The following is an 18,819-nucleotide window of genomic DNA, read 5'->3' as shown; positions in this document are numbered from 1 at the left end:
GGGGTGTTTGTACGTTGAGACAGCAGAGGTGCCTATGCTCCTTTGCTCCTCCTTGGTGATCATCTAATGTAATGCAGATACGTCTGAATAAACAAGCAAAGATGTGAATATCTGGTGACCTCAGTGCCGTTTTCTGTCCGTTACGGTGTGTTCTCCCTTATAATGTTTTAAAACGGACAAGGAGATGAACTCCAGATGAAAAAAGGAATCTTGGTCGCTTCAGGATTGGTTGTTGCGGCATTGGGGACGTACCTGATTGCAGGGAATTTTCAGAAAGAAGGAGCGGACAAGCTCGGGACAACAGATATCAAGCAATTGGTGCATGATTTCAGTGCAGGCAAGGCAACAGCCCAATCCGCTTCCATTAATTCCAGCCAGTTGATTGTTAACGAAGACAATACACAACCCATAACTTATAATTTGCCTGACAACGAGTTTTTTGTTTCGATTGCGCCATATGTGGAACAGACTCACCCTTGCGCAACTCATAGTCTAACGGGCTGCCAAGGCGAAATAAAAAACGGAGAATTCAATGTGACCGTTCACGACTCCGAAGGGAATGTCATTATGGAGAATGCTGCCATGAAATCACAACCCAATGGTTTTATTGATCTATGGCTGCCAAGGGATAAAACCTACCGCATTAGCGTGAATCATGAAGGTAAAACGGCCCAAACGGAATTCTCTACATATGAGAAAAACGATACATGTATCACGACGATGCAGTTGGGTTAACGATAGAGAATAAAGAGGTTGAGCTTACTTGATTGCTCATACACTTTAAGTCCGCATAACCCTGCGTGTTTATAACTTTTAGTAAAGAGCCTGCGTCTGACGGAGGCTCTTTGTGCTGCCATAATTTTTTGCTGGAGTTACCGAACAGGCTGGGAGGGAATTTATGAGGAATCAGATAGCAAAACTTTAAATTGTGTATACTAAAAACCTATTAAAACAGCTGCAAACTTCCGACATATTATCTAAGAGCTTTTTCGCTCAATATTCCTTGGGGAGATGGCAGCATGTCACAAAATATGAAGAAGCGCGTATTCAGATCATCCAGCATCGCCAACACATTGGCCATGGTCTTGTTAGTTATTATCGTTGTCGTCTTTGCAACCTTGGGGACGTTCATGTTTGCAAGCACGCAAAGCATACTTGTTAAGCAGCAAGAGGCCATGCTCCAGACCAAGACGCAGGCCGTTGTCACTCAATTCGATGCGTTGTTTAAGGAAAAGGGATCACTTGTCAAACAAATGTCAACGAACAATCTTTTTAAGCAATATTTAGAAACCACCCCATCGGCAGAAATGGTGAAAACTTCTCCTTATGCTGCGGAAACAGTAGCGACTCTGGCAGCCATTGTAAAGGCAGAGCCATCTTTTGCCGACGCCTGGATTGCAGGAATATCTGGTAAAGGCTTCTTTCTTCAGAATGATGGTGTTGCTTCTAAACCAGATTTCGATATCCATACACGCCCGTACTTTAAACCGGCAGTTGAAGCAAACGGTTTATACTACTCAGAACCCTATAAGGACGTCAATTCGGGTAATGTGCTCATGGGCATTTTCTATCCGATCAAAGATAGCAGTAACCAATTAATTGGATTCGCTGCTGTTGATATTGCTTTCAAAGACATCCCTGCCGTTATGCAAAGCTATTCGCTTGGAAGCACAGGTTATTCGATTCTTGCGTCCAAAACAGGAGATATTTTGTATCACCCCGATCAAAATAAAGTGCTGAAAGAAAAGATTAACGAAAGCACAGGTGATCTTGGGGAGATTGGAAAGAAAATGATTGCTGGTGAGTCCGGAGTACAGCTAATTAATGATAATGGGGAACCTCGTTATATTGGGTATGCAACCAGTAAAGATACGGGGTGGTCTGTAGGCTTAACCATTTCTGAAGAAGAGGTGCTCACAGAATTAAAAACCTTTACCTGGCTTACCATTGGCGGCTTTGCCGCAGCCACCATCCTGCTTGTTGTGATTTCTTATATAACGCTCCGTTATCTGTTGCGATCGATCCCGAAATTGCTCGAAAAAATCAAGCTGATTGAAAATGGAGATTTGACCGTTCAGTTTGATACGCAATCCAACAATGAAATCGGGCAAATTTCTCAAGGGATTTACAATATGGTTCAAAAAATTCAAGGCATGCTCCAAATGGTGGGTGGCTCAGCTCAAGTCTTGAATCAGTCTTCTCATGATTTGCAATCCATTTCTTCCAGAACCGCGATCACGATGAACGACACTGCGACAGCAATTAATGAGATTGCCAATGCAACGAACTACCAATCCATCGAAACGGATAACATTTTACAAAAAACCGGAGCATTATCGGGCCAAATTGACGAGATTGCCAATGATGCCAAAACCATCGAAACGATGGTGCAAATCTCTGCTGAGCAAAGCGGACAAGGGCTTGCAGTAGTAGATCAGCTATCCAAATGGGCGGAAGAAAATCATAACTCCACACAAGCGATGTCGGCTATCATTCAGGATATCGACCTGAGCCGTCATGAGATTTCGAGCATTGTGGATACGGTCAACCAAATTGCAACGCAGACCAACCTGCTGGCGCTCAATGCTTCCATTGAAGCTGCACGTGCAGGAGAACAGGGCAAAGGGTTTGCTGTTGTTGCCGGGGAGGTTCGCAAGCTGGCTGAGCAGACGGCGCTGGCAACACAGGAAATCTATAAGAAGGTACGTGTGATTGAAGAAAAAACCAGCGTATCGGTTGAGCATACAGTTCATGGGCTGAAAATTGCGGAAGAAAATGCGAGATCGGTGGAGGACACGAAGCAAGTATTCTTTAGCATTAACAAGGATTTGGAAGATTTGAAATTGCGAATGATCCAGATCAGCAACAACACCTCCAAAGTCCACAAGCACAAAGATGAGATTTTGCAGGCGCTGGAGATCATCTCTTCCACCACAGAAGAGAATTCTGCATCAACCGAAGAGGTCAGCGCCAGCACGCAGGAACAATTGGAGAGCTTCGAACAGGTTGCTGAACTATCCAAACAATTAAACCAATTGTCCAATAAGCTTCAAGACGAATTAAAACAGTTCAAGGTCGAGTAGCAAGTCTACTAGGCATGATTTTGACTAAATATACAGCAAAGCCCGCGATCAGTGCGGGCTTTTTAGCTTCAATAGCTGTTGTGGGGATACAGATAGACCATACGTATAAACTGAAATATTAGCGGGGTGAAGATATGAATTGCTTTGAAAAAAATATGGTGTCCGTCTGGTACGGTCACTTTGCCTCAGAAGATGAGTTGTTTGAGTATGTTGAGATCAAATACCCGGAGGATGAGAATGAGGATGTCTTTAGCAGTTTTTTAAATGATCATGAAATAGATGATTATGACGAAGATTTTGCTGAAGGAGTCTTTCTGATGGATGGGGCAGATGAAGGTATAAAAGATGTTTCCTATGTTGATTCTTTTTTATCTCCACTATTAAATGACTTGAGTAAAATAGATGGTAAATATAATTCGTTGTTCTTTATATATGATTGTAATACAAGCGGTTTGCCTGAAAAAAACGGCGAGAGACTATGCTTTTTAGCTGCGTATCCTTATACAAGAGATTAACGTTACACTATTCCACTGTTTTCGGAGTCTCATTTTAAGTAATTATGATAATGAAAATTGAACTTAAAGGATGAATGATTTGATTCGAAAGAATCAGGGACTTAAGGTGAATTTGCATCTTAAGTCCCTTTTTTTGTGCAAAATTAGATTTCCAAATTTTTGAACGGCTGATATACTAAGGAGACAAGCGAGATGAAGATTACCTACTTTATCGGAATGAAGCAGGAAGGTTCGGCAAACGCTGCTATCCGAAGCGGCGTTTGCGGCGGTCGAGCAGTACATAGGGGATAGCTGCCGGAAAACTGGCTGTTTCCAGGGCAGAGGGAAGGCCGTCACCTGACAGAACGATCAGCGCAGAAAGTGTTTGAAAAAAGCGCTGGTTGGAGCGGATATTCGCAAACAGGTGAGTATTCATTCGCTGACGCATTCCTTTGCGACCCATTTGCTAGAGAATGGGATAGATATTCGCTATATTCAGGAACTGCTAGGGCATCAGAGTGTGCGAACGACGGAGCGGTGTACACATGTGAGCAGGCGGGACATTTGGGCTGATTCAAAGCCCGTTCGATCGGATGAACGGGCAGGAGGATTGAAACGTAGAAAGTGCGGGAATCAGGAACAAAGTGCAGGATTCACGAAGTTCGTGAATATGACGAAGAGAGTATTCTTTCGAAAGTTCGTAAATAAGTTGTTAGATGAAATTGATAGGTTGCAAAGAGAGGTGAAAACATTGTGAAAGAGCTGGATTTAAGACCAAGGCTATTAAGATGGCATTTCGATGATGAGGTTGAAACTGACAATCCAGAAGAATGGAATTGGATAGAGATCACGATGTATTTCACGGATGGTTCCAAAAGATGGAGCATTTTATATACACCAGAACGATTGCTAAATAACTTGTCTAGGCCAAACATAGATCCACCAGGTCTTCATATGCGACAGCTTATTGTAGTTAGAAGCTACGAAGTTAGTGATATTGACAGAGTGTTAAGAGTTTTCGATGAGGAAGATGAATTGATAGAAGCCTCAATGAAATATCCAGAGTGATTCGAAAAAGTCAGCAACATCATCTAACATTATATCCATGCATCAGGCATACGCCCTCGGTCCGGCAGAAGGATTTCGGGGAGGCAGGAGCAGCCGGACACAATTCGCTGGGCGTCATGAATACGGGAACGTTATGTGTAATTATTGAAAAGATCATGGAGGGGAAATCTATGAAAAAGAAAGAATATAAAGATAGATTAATTGAATTACTTAATGAAGGAATTGAAGAACTAACAACAGACCAAGTAATCCACAAAACGAAATTATTGATTTTTGAATATGAAAAAAAACAAGCGTATAGTATAGAAAATAAGGGGAGACCTTGGACAGATGAAGAGTTAAGAGTAGTATTATCATTTGCACCAACTAAAGAAAACATACTGAAGTTGGCCAAAGGATTTAAACGTAGCTACGGGAGTATTGAACAAATTTTTAGATGGGCTGTAACCACCGATGAAGAGATTATAAATAAGGGAAGAGAAGATGATAGTTTTATAAAACAGATTAGAAGATTGTATAAAGAGATGGGTTGGAAGGCGTAAATTAGAATGTCAATCAATGGAGTGATAACTGCACATAACATAATATTCAAGCTGCGGCTCCGTTGGAGCCTAGGTCTGTGAGAAGGATTTCGGAGAGGCATTTCAGCAGACAACCCCTTTGGGGTTCATGAATACAGGAACGTTAGGCAACACCACTGAAAATTAACGTGAGGTGAAGTCATCTAAATGGAAATAATCAAAAAGAAAATTGAAGTAATACTTCCTGTTATGAGATCATTTTCACAAGAATACGATTTTAACAAGATTATTAATCAAGTTATCCAAGAGCTACTGTTATTAGAGATTGTTTTTCCATTAGATGCTGATCAAATTGTAGGTAATCAAGCTATAGTAAGGTTTAAATTAGCTGATGAGAACGATGATAGAATACAGCTAATAAATAAGGCGGGAAGAAGCAAAATCTATCTTTTAGTACAAACCGAATTGGAGATTATTGATACACCAATTGAAGGAATAAAGGAATGGAATATTCCTTCAATAATCTTATGGGAGAAAGAATCGGTTGATTATTTCATCAAGCGTTTATACGATTTTATTATCACTATTAATATTTCACGAGTAGGTTCTTTTCAAGTTGATGAAGGCCTTATTTATATTGAAGATCAGTTTTATAATAGAACAAAAATACTTATAAATGGATTTGAAGAAGCTTATATATTTACGCAAAAAACAAAATGGCCGACACTTGAACATTTGGATATTGTTGAAGTATGGGAATGGATTACAAAGAAAGTTGGTTTTCTTGATGGAATAGGTGGGACTGCTGTAGAAAGGGCTCTCACAGCATTAACATATCTATTTGGAGATGTTAATGAATCTAATGAAGGTATGGATCTATTTTACACAATGATAGGATTGGAGGCATTGTATAGTTCAAGTAATAACGGAATCAAAGAACAGTTGGTAGAGAAGTCACAAGTTTTCCTAGGAGTACAAAATGAATATAAGAAGTTATTCAAATCTATGTACGATTACCGTTCCAAGTTTATACATGGTGGATTGAACTTTCCTGGTAAATTTAATTATTTCGATGGTACTGAAGAATTTAGTTCTTTTATGAAAGAAAATCATAGTGTAACTTTAATGGCTCAATCTGTGCTGATTGCAACATTGCAACAACTTTCAAAGCGAAATATGAATGAATTAACGTTTAAATATAGACTTGTATGAGTTATTTAGGGAAGTCAGTAGCATCGCCTAACATAATATTCACGCTACGGGCATTCGCCAGACACCCAGCATACGCTGAGGTCGTGAATACAGAACGTTATATGACAGGACGAAGAACATATATAAAGGAGTGAAATTAATGTCCAATAATACAGTTCTTACTAACAAGGAACATAAGGATCGAATTGAAAACATATATGGAAAGACAATGAAAGAAGTAATGCATGATATGGTAGTGAATAGAAATCTTGATCAATGGGATGGTTCAAAAGAACTTGGAATATCCAAGGAGTTATTTGTTAGATGGAGAACACAATACCAACTTGGACCGATGCAAAGGACTGCCAATGTGGCAGAACAACATCGAAACGAGACTATAAAAAAATATCAAAATGAACTTGAAACGGTAGATATTAATAGAGAATTTGTATATAAAGGTGAAACATCTCTTAGAGGCTTTAAAGAAATGATAGAAAGATTGTTAGAAATACAAAAACAAAAAGGGATAATAAGTAATAAAAACGCAACATCAAATTTATCTTTGATTGTAGGTGTTGGAATATTAGAAGGAGTCCTAGATCACATTAACAAATATGAGGAAGATAAATTGGGAGAAAAGTTTAAATCTGAAATTCATTTATTAAAATGGATAACAGAAAATGAATAATGTGAGTAACTCAATGCACCGTCATATAACATAATATCCAAGCGGCGGCTCCTTCGGAGCCTGGGTCTGTGGGATGGATTTCGAAGAGGGATTTCAGCAGACAACCCCTGACGAGGTTCATGAATACAGTAACGTTAAGTGAAATTACCAAAGAGAGGGTAAGAACTTGATTCTAGATTACTTAAAAAAACACGCTGAGAAGGCATACCGAGAAATCACTAAAATAATAACTTCGCCAGTTTTTTTATTTTCAAATGATCCTAAGCTAATTGGCATTGAAGAAAGTCATAATTTTATTTATATTCATGGATTTAATAGGCTTATAAAGAAGGATAGAGTACCATCAGATAAATTATTAGAAGCGTTTTCTTTTCTTGAGAAAGAAGTAGAGTTATATCTTAAAAAGCATTATACAGATAAGGAATTTGTATTTTACTTAAGTGCCGATGCTCTGGCGCCGACATTTATAATTACATTAGCTTCTTACTATGAAGATACGAGTGTGGTAGAACAAAGTATACCACTATTTGAATTAATTGAATGGTACAAAGAAAACGCATGTTTTAATGGGCTACAAATAATTGAAAATAAAACAAATGATAAAAATATTGAGGCTGAGTCTGATTCAGTAAGGACATATGTAAAGATAATAAGGACTTAGATAGAATTTCAAAGAGGTCGGTAACTTCAACTTAACATAATATTCACGCTGCGGGCATGCGCCCTCGGTCCGGCTGAGGGGTTTCTGGGAGGCAGGAACAGTCGGACACACCCAGCATTCGCTGGGTGTCGTGAGTACAGAAACGTTAGCTGAAATTACTGATATTCCAATAACAACTTGATTTAAGGGGATCCATTTATGAATAGTAAAAAATATGAAATGAGTGAAAAAGTTTTTATAGATATATGGAAGAAGCATAACAGCCCTAATGTACTATATGGAAACCAAGAAAGCTTTTTATTTTTAGAAGATTTATTTGATAATACTGATGGGCTGTTTATAATAGATCATTTTTCTCATTATAACTATGACAATCTTTGTTCAATAGAGAATAAAGGAGATTTTATTCATTTTGTATGGAAAGACTTTGTAAAGAATCCACCTCCTCGTGGTTTTGAGAGTATGACTTTTGATATATATAGCGCCCACTATATTTTCTCATTATGCAATATAAACGAAATTAAATTTGTTAATTTAAGAGGCCATCTATACATTCTTATAATGCCTATAGTTGCAAAAGTTAAAGAAGTAAAGAAGTACTTGGAAATTAATCACTTAGATGAAACGATGGTTAGTGTTAAAGAAAACTTGGAGGAACTATTTACATCAATAAGGTATCTTAAAGATGTTTATATTCATGAATGCATTTTACATAATATACCTTTCTTTAGTTTCTTATTACAACCTAAAGAAAGATCTTTGGATACGGGATTTTCTAAACTTATTCTTATGTATGCAACTCTCGATCATGTGAATGATAGACTTCGAAAAGTGAAGGTTAAAATCAATCGTTTAAACGAATTTGATTTTGATGAAATTAGAGCACGTGGAAATACAATTAGAACAATACTAGAATCATTAATTAAATATTATAGCATTTATTATAATTACTCTTTACCCGAGGATCATTATGGTAACAATGTATTGGGAAAATTGAAGAAAAATCTCAAGAATGACCCGTTAATGAATTTGTACTTACAACAGGAAATGATAGATCTGGCAAATGATTTTTCACACGATACGGGATATATAAGAAGCAAGAAACAACTCTTGGAGTTAATAAACTTTGCAGAAACGATTTTAGCAAAAATAATTGAAAAAATGAAAAATGAAGAAAAAGAGGATGATTATGAAGATGAACTTGAAGATGACTTAGTTGAAGAATATATTATTTTAGATGAAGAGGAGTAGATCGTCAGTTTTTTTCAAAGGGGTCGTCAACATCAGCTAACATAATATTCAAGCTGCGACTCCTGATGGAGCCTGGGTCTGCGAGAAGGGTATCGGGGAGTCATATCAGCAGACAACCCCTAACGGGGTTCGTGAATACAAAAACGTTATATGACATTCCCTAAAATAATAATTCTGAAAGGTGCAAATCATGAATTTAGTTCAAGAAACCTTAATGAAACTCGCACGTCAAGCAAGCTTCATTTTGCATGATTATTATGTTTTGACGTCAGCCTACTTCAATAAAGATTTAGATATTTCTGAGAATCATAGATATGTCCTCAAACAATTGCCTGTAAGTTGCCAATTAACAAGTGAAAGTAGCTTAGTCTTAATTGCGAATGTACGCCTATGGGACAATGAGATGTTACTTCGATCAATAATGGAAGGAACAATTAAGTTCGTTTATCTAACCTTAGGGACAAATGAAGAAAGAGAAAGTAAGATTAATGAGTTTTGGGAAGTGCTCCCTGCAATAAGTGAAATAAAGCGAACGAAGAGGGCCAAGACATTAGTAGATAGTTTACCAGAACCATTAAACAGTGATATGGTTTTTATTAAAGATGTAATTCTTGATGATGAAATATTGGAAGAACTCGAAAAAAATACCCAAGAAAATTTAGAAAAGAGTTGGAGCAAAGATGGTCGTATAGCGAAATTGTTAAAGAGCTTTCACAACATCCTTTATATAGTAATCTTAATGGAATGTTTCATAGCTATGGTATTGGTAGTTAACTAATACATCAGGATGCTAATGCTATTAATTTACTCATTGATCATAACGGCAGAGCGGCAGATAGACGAGAAGCGAAAGAATTAGCACATGGTTGTAGACAGATAAGTGATATTATTACTTTCGCAGCAATGAGATATTTTGCTTACTCAAAATTGTATAACGAAGATATTGAAAAGTTATTTTTAGAATCCTTCGATGCTTTAAATAATGAAATGGAAGTATTTCATCAATTATTTCGAGATATTGAAGATAAATATAAAGGTGTGTAGGTTAAATCAGGAAACAGGGAACGTCATATAACATAATATTCACGCTGCGGGCATACGCCCTGGGTCCGGCATACGCCCTGGGTCCGGCATACGCCGGACACCCAACATTCGTTGGGTCGTGAATAAGGAACGTTATCGGAAACTTCTGCAATATGAAAAAACTTAAAAAGAATTAATGAGGGTGATTTTAATGCTCCGACCACAAAAGAAATTTTTAGAACCGTGGATACATGAAACTTCAAAGACTTTTCTTGAAGAACTACATAAAGAAATATCTGAAAACCATATTCTTTATGGGGCTGATCTAGACATCATTGCTCGAAGAGAAGATAAAGACGAAGTATTATACCAATACAAAGCTAATCCAGATAAGTATGTACAAGTGCATCTAACATGGAAGATGGATAAGGAAATAGACTCAAAGTGGCCAAAAACACGAGAATTTAACTCTTTTGATGACTGGGTAAATGAAGTAATGCTAATAGATAATAAAGAATATGAAGAATGAAGAATAGTAATTTAAGAAAAGTGATAGAAGATTATTTTGAGGGGGTTCCTAGGAAGGCAGAAGCATCCGATAACAATGTTTTCACACATCGGCGGACAAGCCGTCTCGGTCCCGGAACTAAAGTCGAAGAAGTGATTGCCGGGACACATCCGCACCGACTAACCGCATCGCGGCCGCTCACTACGTTCACTTAAGTCGGTGGAACGTCGTGAATACAGGAACGTTATTGGAAATCAGCGAAAATCACAAATAAACCTTATAAATCTCCTTCTTAGATATTCAGTTAACAGGAAGTTGATGAATAGAATAACATTTTATTGTACTTAAAAAATCATATTTAAGTCAAACGGAAGGACTGTTTACGATAAATAGTAAAGGGATCTCGTTAGTTCAAAACTATGCTTACATGTTTAAACAGGATCAACTTAAGACACTAAAGGAACAGTACAAGGATAAAGATAATTTTCACATTTATATGGTTGGTAAAAGACCTCTTATGATGTTTGATACATCCTCTTATGAAACTTCAGGGTCGATTTTTAAAGGAAATATTCGTATTGCTCATGAGGGTACATTTAAGAACGTCAGTATTCAAATACCTATGGATGAAATGATCGTTAAGGTGAGCTTTGAGATGAATGATCAATATATTATAATTGAAACCCTTACACAACCAGCTTTTAAATCTCATGCTGCGTTATTATTGCAAACATTTCTTTCTCAATCTGAAATGGACTCTTCCATCATGGATCTTCAAGTATTATATATTGGTCGCGCTTTTGGTTCTAAGGAAACACCAACTCGCAATGTTTTTGATCGACTACAACAGCATGAAACCGTACAAAAAATTTATAGTGAAAGAAGTTGGGACACTGATGTTTGGTTGACAGCTTGGAAATTTAGTCCCAATTCAATTGCGTTCTTCGATCCCAATGAATCCAATGATGACTTAAGAATTTACATCCATGACCTAGTTGAATCAAAAAAGAATAATACTAGTTTTTTACGAATATCCGACAAACAAAATATTGCTGTTGCAGAAGCTGCTTTAATTAACTACTTTAAGCCCAGCTATAACGATAAATTTAAAAATAACTTTCCTTCATCAGATCATAAATACAAAGAGTGTTATGAACTAGGTCTCGATTATGTGATGGTAGAATTAGATACAAGTGGTTTGGGTTTTAGGCTTTGGAGTGAAGAGGCTGAAGTTAATAATGAACATATAATTAAATATACTTTTGATTCGAAACAAGACTTTGAAAATATGTTTTCTTATATAGATTAGCCTAAATAAGTCCGTTATTTTAAAGTAAAATAGTGATTTGAAAATTACTTAAGTAATTCAAAGAAGTCACTGACATCCAATAACATAATATTCACGCTGCAGACATTTGTCCTTGGTCCGGCATTCGCCGGACACCCAGCATAAGCTGGGTCGTGAATACAGGAACGTTAGCTGAAAGTCAAATTAGAATAAATATAGAATACGTTAGAGGTGATTATATTGAGTGAACCTAAAATTCCAGAAGCTTATAGTATTGAATTCGAAGAAATTATAGATGCTGAAAAAGCTTATGAACTTTATTGGGATGGTGAGATAAGTGATAAAAGAGCTTTTGAATGTAAAAATGAAAATTGTGAAGCACAAATAACTTGCGCTAATATAGATAAAGAGCGTGTTCTAATGAAGAAAAAGCCTTATTTCTTATTAGTAGGAGAACATACTTGTACCCCCATAATTGAAATGGAGGAAAAGAAGGTATTAAATTCGGATGAAAACGCTGAAAGTAGAAAATATATAGATGATGAGAATGATATTTTATTAACTATTGGAGAAAGGAAAGAAAAGGAAAACAGGGAGAAGCAAATTAAAACTGCTGATAGTGACAATATTGATAGAAAAAGAAAGAAGAAATCAGAGAGTTCATCTAGAGGGAAAAGATATTCAGAGTATAAAACAATTGCTCCAATTGTTTCTAAATATCTAAGTTACTCAAGTGATAATTTGTTAGATGAGAAAAAAATAATTACAAATGGCAAAAAAATGTTGTACAAAGACTTTTTTGTCGAATTGGATGGTTATAACTGTGATTGCTTTATAAATAATAGTCGTATTTATTTTGGCAATGGTGTAGTTGAAAAAGCACCGAAGAACCCAAATGAGTATATAGTTAAGTTTAATAATGTAAATTTCAGAGGATTAGTTAGATGTCCATCAATTTATATAGGTATTAATTTGCTTGATGACAAATCACGAAAAATTAATTGGAGTAAGAAGTTGAAATTATATTCGGAAAATGATATAGCAATCAAAGTTTTTATTTATGGTAAATTAAAGTTGAAAAATAAATTGTACTATGAAGATGATAAAGAGACAATAAGGAATAAATATTATAGTATAAATATATATCTTGATGAAAATGATTTGAGATTTTGGGATATTAGAGAAGTTGAATAGTTGATTTATTAATTTATAAACCGTACTTAGACCTTCAGCTAACACAACAGTTCCCGCCATCCTACGGACGGACGTGAACTATGGGGACGCTATAAGAAATCCCTGCAAAAAATCAAAATATCAAAGAGGTTCTTATGGAGAAAAAAATAATACCATTTAAACAATCGAAAGAAGAAGTTCTTCAACTATGGAACAATCAAGTTAAACAATTTGATGAAGTTACAAGAATAGACATTGAGGAAGAACTAAGAATTGTACATGATAATTGTTCAAGTGATACAAATGAATTTCTTGGACCATGGATTGTCATGTTAGATGAGTCTCTGCATTTTATTTTATTGCTATATAAATTTTGCTGGAACTCAAGAAAGACTAATATAGAAATTCCAGTTACTTTAGTGATGCTTTTAGCAAGATCATGTTCCCATATTGTAGCGATTAGGAAATTAATTACTGAAGGATTAGAAGATTGTGCTCGCACTGTTAGTAGGTCCTTTGTAGAAACAATTGATCTCATGATAGTTTCATTGTTAGATAAGGATTTTTCCGATCAATACTTTGCAGAAGAATTAGATGAGGATGAATTTTGGAAGAAAAATATTGCATATGGAAGAATATATAAAAAGATAGAAACAATCATAGAATCAGCAGGAATTGACGAAGAAGAGCGTGATAGATTTCTCAATCATCGGCGTGAAATAAAGTCAGTGTTATCAAGCGCAGTTCATAGTTCAACGACATCAGCATTTCGTTCGATGTTCATACCTTCTCTGAAACATTCTGGAAAACTAAGCACCTCTGTCCTTGGCCATGTAAGTGTTCATTCACCAAGTCATTTAGGATTAATTATAACAAATATTTATTATTTTGGTTCGATTTTTATGAAATTGTTAACATCTGATCAATTGCCAATGTTTCCAGATAGCGTTAAGAATAACAGTTATTTTCAAAATGTATCAGCATCATTTTTTCTTTTGCAAGATTTGGTTACCGAACATTATGAAGAATATTTATTTATGGAAATAGAATTCCCAGAAGAAGAGTAGCAAGGACTTTACGTGTGATTATCAAAGAAGGTGAGGACATCTTATAACATAATATTCAAGCAGCGGCTCCTTTAGAGCCTGGGTCTGCGAGAAGGATTTCAGGGAAGCAATCCAGCAGACAACCCCTTCGGGGTTCATGAATATAGGAACGTTATACGACAGAATCAAAAACAATAGGAAAGAGGATCATATGATCCTCTAGATGTTAGAATTTTTCAATTCACTAAAGAGTTGTAGAGCGTCTTTGAAACCTTGTATGTAGATGCTTCTTTCTAAGATGGATTGGAGAGAAATTTGAGCATCTTCGTACAGAAAAACCGTATGTTGAAGTTGATCGGGTAACGCTTCGCGAAGCGTTCTAAAGTATCGATCTGTCTCCGAAGAAAGCTGATTGTACTCCGTATGGTACTCCAGAAGCTCAGCAAAGAGTAATTCTAAACGTATTCTTATAAGTGGCTCTGTCAATGATTCTAATGCATTAATCACATGTTTTTCCTCCTTTAATTAACTTTATAGAGTTATTATATAACTTTATGAGGTTAATTACAAGGTGGATATTTGACTTTGTAGAGTTAATTCTTTGCTTTTTGTTGATGATTACTGATATGGGAGATAAGATAGAATTATGGAGGGGAAAAGATGACCGTAATCAAGTGTAATATAAGGGAACTCATGGCAGAACATCGAATAGATGATATAACAGAATTGATGGCGAAATCTGGATTGAGTCGGAATTCAATTAATAAGCTATATAGGGAAACGAATATAGAAACAACAAAGCTGGAGACTTTATTCAAGCTTTGCGATACATTTAACTGTAAATTATCTGATTTGATTGAATATCTACCTGGAGATAATCAATAGTGAGGGCAGATTCAAGAAGTGAATCCGTCGTATAACATAATATTCAAGCAGTGGCTCCTTTGGAGCCTTGGTCTGCGAGAAGGATTTCAGGGAAGCATTTTAACAGACAACCCCTTCGGGGTTCATGAATACAGGAACGTTATCCGAAACTACTTTAGATCTAATCTGAGGTGAATTGCTTTGGAAATAATAAGAGAGAATATAGTTGAAGGTACTATAGAAGTATCAGTAATCAATAAGGAGTATACAAAATTTTTTAGTGATTTTTTTGGAAATGAAGAGAAGGCAATAAATTTATTAAAGGCTTGTTACGAAATGACTGACCAAGATGTTAGGCCAAGAAGAATCATAAATAATATTTCAAGATTAATCTCATTAGGAGATGAACTTATATCAATAAAGCCAGGCAGATATGGATTAGCAATATTTTATTGGATAGTCAGCATCGAAGCAGTAAGTCATATAGCTAATCAAGGTGAAAAAGAAAGATTTAAAATTAAGATCATCAGAGATTTTTTTGAAGAGTACATAGATGAGACAGATAAGGAATTTCTGTTAGAGCATATAGAGAGAGCAGCCTCAGATATGCGTGAAGAGATTTCGCCCAAAATAAGTCTAAGTATTATAGCGACGATCTTTTATAACATTAGACATGACTTTGTACATGAAGGTATTTATTCAAATTTCCATTTTAGTTCAAGTAACGAAGAGAGAGTTTTGAATTCATTAGTTATGAAAGAGTATGGTAAAGATGTAGAAGAAGAAAGAACTTATTATGTATCGGTTACTTATGAACAAATGAGAAAAAGAATAATTAATGGACTTCTTAATTTCTTGAAAAACAAATTGACAGCCAGTAATTTATCTAAGAAGAAGTAGCATCGGATAACGTTTCTGTATTCACGACCTCAGCGTATGCTGAGGTGTCCGGCTCCTGCCGTACCAAGGACGAATGTCCGCAGCGTGAATATTATGTTAAGTGATGTTCCTCTGAATTACCTATCAAATACGTCTTGAAAATATTTATCCATTAATCCTTTATTCTTAAATCTGTCTTTAATATGTTCTTGTGCTCTTAAACAAGCATTTTTATAACCTTCACTTCTCATACTGTCCGCAAGAAAAACCATTTCAATTATTGGATCACTTGGTTCCAACTCGTATGCTTTTGACAGCATGTTTTTCCCTATGCTTTCCCAATGCTCATAGTCTCCAAAATGATGAGGAAACAAAGTGATCATATAACCGAAAATCAATAAAAACTGCGTCTCTTTCGAGAAATTATGTATCCCTTCTTCTGTAACTTCGCTTAATGTCAATTCAATCATTTCATAATCGTTATCATCAAGCCCCTGAGTAACAAACGTATTTCCAGATTCGACACTCAAATACCAGGATATAAAACTTAAATTCAAGCATATACTCAAGTCTCGCTTCCCTTTATCCCACTCTCTTTTCGTTGACAGAAAGGCTTCTTGATAATTTTTTGCAGTCTCAAATTGATTTAATTGATATCCATTAATCATCCTTTAGCTTCCTTTCAATTTTGCCTCGGAATTTCACTTAATATAATATTCACGCTACGGGCATACGTCCTTGATCCGGCATTCGCCGGACACCCGACATACGTCGGGGCGTGAATACAGGAACGTTAGATGAAATTCGGCAAGAGTAAATTAAACACAGGAGGAATGAGAACCAGTTGAATACATTGACTTTTGAAGAGGTAATCCAACAACATCTTTATGAAATTAGAGAAATTTATAATTATTATGTTTTGAATACAACAATTTCATTTCATACTGAGGAATTAGATATTGACCAAATTAAATTATCTGTAATGAACAAGGATACACGTTATAAATCTTACGTGATCTTTGAAAATAATGAAATAATAGGGTATGTATTGATAACTCAATACAAGAGTAAACAATCGTATGACATTTGTGGAGAGATAACCATATAATTGAAGCCCGACTGTTTAGGACAAGGCATTGGAAAACAAGCATTGAGTTTTATTGAGGAAGTAGCAAAGGAACAAGGCTTCCATACATTAATTGTAACAATTTGTATGGAGAACACAAGAAGTAAATTATTATTTGAGAGGAACGGATATGAACAATGCGCTCTATTTAAAGAGATAGGATATGAATTTGATAGAAGGTTAGACATAGGAAGTTTTCAGAAGATATTGTAAGTAAATCATAGAAGTGCCGAACACCATCTAACATCATATTCGAGCTGCTGCTCCTTCGGAGCCTTAGTCTGCCAGAAGGATTACAGTGAAGCATTTCAGCAGACACCCCCCTAACGGGTTCATAAATACAAGAACGTTATAGGAAATACTTGATAAAAGGAGAAAGCAAAATGTTTTAGAAATATCTGCGGATGAAAGGGTATTAAAGATAGATGTTTCACCGAAAATGGTTTATGAATCCAAAGGAACATTTTATGAGTTTCCACATTCAGAATTTAATGAAGAGTACCCACAAATTTATCATACAAACCTCTGTTGTAGTTTCAATGGAACAAATGGATATTGAATGTACATTGACACAAGAGGTAGAAATGAATGGAAAGAAAAAATGGGAGATTCTTGGTTTTGTTGGCTTGATACATTAGACGATGATTATGCAGTAATTAGTAAAAGAGCTGATAGATTTGAAAATGAAGATATATATAAGCTCTCGAATATGGGAGTTTATATTCCATACTCGGACATTTACAAATTGCAATTGTATATTTGCAAAAAAAATAAAAGCTGGGCAAGCGGTTTACATGTCGCATTAGTCCGACTGAAATGTCGCAAAAGTACATGGTAACGCGATGTGGAGATATATTATACTCGCCTTATATTTCGATAATGAAAATCATTATCATACATAAGGAGGATTCACCATGAATAAAGGAACAAAGAGGCAAGCTGCCGGAAGCATGGCACATGCTGACCATAAATCACGATTTTTAATGGGCTGGATGCTGGCCCTTGTTCTTGTACTGACGGCTTGCAGTGCCGGAGCAGGTACAAATGGTGGCAATGAGTCTGCTACAACTCCAACGGACACGCCTTCGAATGGAGCGTCTCAGACTGCCGGAGCCTTCCCGGTTACGATCTCGCATATGAAGGGTCAGTATACGCTTAACGAGAAACCAAAGAAAATTGCTGTGCTTGATGTCAAATTTCTGGATCAATTGCTAGCCATTGGAGAACAGCCGGCAGGCAGTGTTATCGCTGAAGGCAATACCACATTTCCAGAATATTTAGGCGATAAGCCGGGTGACGTACAGGTTTTAGGTACACGGGACAAGCCCAATCTGGAAGCGATTGTAGCATTGGACCCGGATCTTATTTTAATGACTGATTTCCAAGAGAAAGAGTATGAGAATGTAAGCAAAATAGCACCCACAATCGTACTCGACTTCTACGAGGATTGGCGAGATACGTTAGCTACGGTGGCTGCGATCACAGGTAAGCAGGCAGAGGCAGAAACTGTGCGTAAGGCTTATGAGGACAAAATTACAGGACTGAAGGAGAAGCTGTCGGAGAAGTTGGGAGAGGAAACGGTAGCACTTATTCGTCCGAGAAAAGAAGGCATTCGTGTTCATGGTCTTGAGCATCGAACAGGCGGCATTCTGTATGAGGATTTGGGCTTAAAAATGCCTGCATTAGTCCAGAAGATCAAAGATGATACCTCCGTTGAAATCTCGATGGAGAAAGTTCCTGAGATTGGAGCAGATCATTATTTTGTTCTGTCTGATGAGTTGTTTGCGGCAGAGGCAGAGGCTTTGGATAGCAGCTCAGTATGGAAATCCCTTGATGCAGTCAAAAATAACCGTGCATATGATGTTAATTCTACACTTTGGATCGCTTATTATGGCCCACTTGCAATTAATATTATTGTAGATCAGGCATCGGAAGCACTGTTGGGATCGAATTAA

The 18,819-nt window shown here is 36.4% G+C and carries 22 protein-coding genes; 19 read left to right on the top strand and 3 right to left on the bottom strand.

The genetic code is table 11. From position 1 onward, the window contains the following. Positions 1-195 precede the first annotated feature (195 nt). From NSQ68_RS17860 to NSQ68_RS17850, 3 genes are all read left to right on the top strand, one after another. Complete coding sequence (locus tag NSQ68_RS17860; protein ID WP_342426716.1) at positions 196-735, top strand: CueP family metal-binding protein; 540 nt, start codon at positions 196-198, stop codon at positions 733-735. A 284-nt stretch (positions 736-1,019) separates the two neighbouring features. Then, positions 1,020-3,083, top strand: a complete 2,064-nt coding sequence (locus tag NSQ68_RS17855; protein ID WP_342426715.1) for a methyl-accepting chemotaxis protein — start codon at positions 1,020-1,022, stop codon at positions 3,081-3,083. Positions 3,084-3,217: 134 nt separating this feature from the next. Then, complete coding sequence (locus tag NSQ68_RS17850; protein WP_342426714.1) at positions 3,218-3,598, top strand: immunity 22 family protein; 381 nt, start codon at positions 3,218-3,220, stop codon at positions 3,596-3,598. A gap of 244 nt (positions 3,599-3,842) precedes the next feature. Here NSQ68_RS17850 and NSQ68_RS17845 read toward each other — a convergent pair whose 3' ends face one another. After that, entirely contained in the window at positions 3,843-4,013 is a 171-nt protein-coding gene (locus tag NSQ68_RS17845; RefSeq protein WP_342429169.1) for a hypothetical protein, read from the bottom strand. Here NSQ68_RS17845 and NSQ68_RS17840 point away from each other — a divergent pair. The 12 genes from NSQ68_RS17840 (at position 4,002) to NSQ68_RS17785 (ending at position 14,016) form a co-directional block, all read left to right on the top strand. Further along, a complete protein-coding gene (locus NSQ68_RS17840) occupies positions 4,002-4,334 on the top strand; it encodes a tyrosine-type recombinase/integrase (RefSeq protein ID WP_342429130.1) in 333 nt (110 codons plus the stop codon). The two genes, NSQ68_RS17845 and NSQ68_RS17840, sit on opposite strands and share 12 nt — an antisense overlap. Then, entirely contained in the window at positions 4,331-4,645 is a 315-nt protein-coding gene (locus NSQ68_RS17835) for a hypothetical protein (protein ID WP_342426713.1), read from the top strand. Before NSQ68_RS17840 ends, NSQ68_RS17835 begins: the two co-directional genes overlap by 4 nt. Before the next feature lie 170 nt (positions 4,646-4,815). After that, a complete protein-coding gene (locus NSQ68_RS17830; protein WP_342426712.1) occupies positions 4,816-5,187 on the top strand; it encodes a hypothetical protein in 372 nt (123 codons plus the stop codon). A 186-nt stretch (positions 5,188-5,373) separates the two neighbouring features. Then, a complete protein-coding gene (locus NSQ68_RS17825; RefSeq protein WP_342426711.1) occupies positions 5,374-6,378 on the top strand; it encodes a hypothetical protein in 1,005 nt (334 codons plus the stop codon). A 139-nt stretch (positions 6,379-6,517) separates the two neighbouring features. Further along, on the top strand, positions 6,518-7,045 hold the full coding sequence (locus NSQ68_RS17820) for a hypothetical protein (RefSeq protein ID WP_342426710.1): 528 nt from the start codon (positions 6,518-6,520) through the stop codon (positions 7,043-7,045). Positions 7,046-7,211: 166 nt separating this feature from the next. Further along, a complete protein-coding gene (locus tag NSQ68_RS17815; RefSeq protein ID WP_058711397.1) occupies positions 7,212-7,706 on the top strand; it encodes a hypothetical protein in 495 nt (164 codons plus the stop codon). Positions 7,707-7,904: 198 nt separating this feature from the next. Beyond that, a complete protein-coding gene (locus tag NSQ68_RS17810; RefSeq protein ID WP_342426709.1) occupies positions 7,905-8,957 on the top strand; it encodes a hypothetical protein in 1,053 nt (350 codons plus the stop codon). Between the two features lie 190 nt (positions 8,958-9,147). Continuing rightward, positions 9,148-9,735 (top strand): hypothetical protein, encoded by a 588-nt coding sequence (locus NSQ68_RS17805; protein WP_342426708.1) that lies wholly within the window; start codon positions 9,148-9,150, stop codon positions 9,733-9,735. 456 nt (positions 9,736-10,191) lie between these two features. Beyond that, complete coding sequence (locus tag NSQ68_RS17800) at positions 10,192-10,509, top strand: hypothetical protein (RefSeq protein WP_342426707.1); 318 nt, start codon at positions 10,192-10,194, stop codon at positions 10,507-10,509. A 496-nt stretch (positions 10,510-11,005) separates the two neighbouring features. Continuing rightward, complete coding sequence (locus NSQ68_RS17795) at positions 11,006-11,797, top strand: hypothetical protein (protein ID WP_342426706.1); 792 nt, start codon at positions 11,006-11,008, stop codon at positions 11,795-11,797. 219 nt (positions 11,798-12,016) lie between these two features. Then, a complete protein-coding gene (locus NSQ68_RS17790) occupies positions 12,017-12,970 on the top strand; it encodes a hypothetical protein (protein ID WP_342426705.1) in 954 nt (317 codons plus the stop codon). A gap of 134 nt (positions 12,971-13,104) precedes the next feature. Next, positions 13,105-14,016, top strand: coding sequence for a hypothetical protein (locus tag NSQ68_RS17785; RefSeq protein WP_342426704.1), 912 nt, complete (start codon positions 13,105-13,107; stop codon positions 14,014-14,016). A gap of 198 nt (positions 14,017-14,214) precedes the next feature. Here NSQ68_RS17785 and NSQ68_RS17780 read toward each other — a convergent pair whose 3' ends face one another. Next, entirely contained in the window at positions 14,215-14,502 is a 288-nt protein-coding gene (locus tag NSQ68_RS17780) for a DUF6809 family protein (protein ID WP_007431381.1), read from the bottom strand. A gap of 153 nt (positions 14,503-14,655) precedes the next feature. On the opposite strand from NSQ68_RS17780, the gene NSQ68_RS17775 reads away from it, so the two are divergent. After that, entirely contained in the window at positions 14,656-14,880 is a 225-nt protein-coding gene (locus NSQ68_RS17775) for a helix-turn-helix transcriptional regulator (RefSeq protein WP_069291285.1), read from the top strand. Between the two features lie 180 nt (positions 14,881-15,060). Continuing rightward, entirely contained in the window at positions 15,061-15,759 is a 699-nt protein-coding gene (locus NSQ68_RS17770; RefSeq protein WP_342426703.1) for a hypothetical protein, read from the top strand. A 116-nt stretch (positions 15,760-15,875) separates the two neighbouring features. On the opposite strand, the gene NSQ68_RS17765 is transcribed toward NSQ68_RS17770, so the two are convergent. Further along, the gene (locus NSQ68_RS17765) at positions 15,876-16,406 is read right to left on the bottom strand and encodes a hypothetical protein (protein WP_342426702.1); all 531 of its coding nucleotides are present in this window, start codon (positions 16,404-16,406) and stop codon (positions 15,876-15,878) included. 440 nt (positions 16,407-16,846) lie between these two features. Between NSQ68_RS17765 and NSQ68_RS17760 the strand changes: the two genes are divergently transcribed. Both NSQ68_RS17760 and NSQ68_RS17755 read left to right on the top strand, forming a co-directional pair. Further along, positions 16,847-17,077: a GNAT family N-acetyltransferase gene (locus tag NSQ68_RS17760; protein WP_342426701.1), complete on the top strand. Its 231-nt coding sequence runs from the start codon at positions 16,847-16,849 to the stop codon at positions 17,075-17,077. A 701-nt stretch (positions 17,078-17,778) separates the two neighbouring features. Beyond that, positions 17,779-18,819, top strand: coding sequence for an iron-siderophore ABC transporter substrate-binding protein (locus NSQ68_RS17755; protein ID WP_342426700.1), 1,041 nt, complete (start codon positions 17,779-17,781; stop codon positions 18,817-18,819).

The organism is Paenibacillus sp. FSL L8-0158, from assembly GCF_038592965.1.
GTDB classification, from domain to species: Bacteria; Bacillota; Bacilli; order Paenibacillales; family Paenibacillaceae; genus Paenibacillus; species Paenibacillus polymyxa_D.
Note: the sequence above shows the minus strand (reverse complement) of the source record. Positions and strands in the feature narration are given on the sequence as shown.

Bases quoted from the DNA above. Each gene is read 5' to 3' on its own strand.
- NSQ68_RS17775 (WP_069291285.1), top strand. From the start codon at position 14,656: ATGACCGTAATCAAGTGTAATATAAGGGAACTCATGGCAGAACATCGA.
- NSQ68_RS17755 (WP_342426700.1), top strand. From the start codon at position 17,779: ATGAATAAAGGAACAAAGAGGCAAGCTGCCGGAAGCATGGCACATGCT.
- NSQ68_RS17850 (WP_342426714.1), top strand. From the start codon at position 3,218: ATGAATTGCTTTGAAAAAAATATGGTGTCCGTCTGGTACGGTCACTTT.
- NSQ68_RS17810 (WP_342426709.1), top strand. From the start codon at position 7,905: ATGAATAGTAAAAAATATGAAATGAGTGAAAAAGTTTTTATAGATATA.
- NSQ68_RS17845 (WP_342429169.1), bottom strand. From the start codon at position 4,013: ATGAATACTCACCTGTTTGCGAATATCCGCTCCAACCAGCGCTTTTTT.
- NSQ68_RS17860 (WP_342426716.1), top strand. From the start codon at position 196: ATGAAAAAAGGAATCTTGGTCGCTTCAGGATTGGTTGTTGCGGCATTG.
- NSQ68_RS17825 (WP_342426711.1), top strand. From the start codon at position 5,374: ATGGAAATAATCAAAAAGAAAATTGAAGTAATACTTCCTGTTATGAGA.
- NSQ68_RS17765 (WP_342426702.1), bottom strand. From the start codon at position 16,406: ATGATTAATGGATATCAATTAAATCAATTTGAGACTGCAAAAAATTAT.
- NSQ68_RS17820 (WP_342426710.1), top strand. From the start codon at position 6,518: ATGTCCAATAATACAGTTCTTACTAACAAGGAACATAAGGATCGAATT.
- NSQ68_RS17800 (WP_342426707.1), top strand. From the start codon at position 10,192: ATGCTCCGACCACAAAAGAAATTTTTAGAACCGTGGATACATGAAACT.
- NSQ68_RS17855 (WP_342426715.1), top strand. From the start codon at position 1,020: ATGTCACAAAATATGAAGAAGCGCGTATTCAGATCATCCAGCATCGCC.
- NSQ68_RS17795 (WP_342426706.1), top strand. From the start codon at position 11,006: ATGATGTTTGATACATCCTCTTATGAAACTTCAGGGTCGATTTTTAAA.
- NSQ68_RS17830 (WP_342426712.1), top strand. From the start codon at position 4,816: ATGAAAAAGAAAGAATATAAAGATAGATTAATTGAATTACTTAATGAA.
- NSQ68_RS17785 (WP_342426704.1), top strand. From the start codon at position 13,105: ATGGAGAAAAAAATAATACCATTTAAACAATCGAAAGAAGAAGTTCTT.
- NSQ68_RS17805 (WP_342426708.1), top strand. From the start codon at position 9,148: ATGAATTTAGTTCAAGAAACCTTAATGAAACTCGCACGTCAAGCAAGC.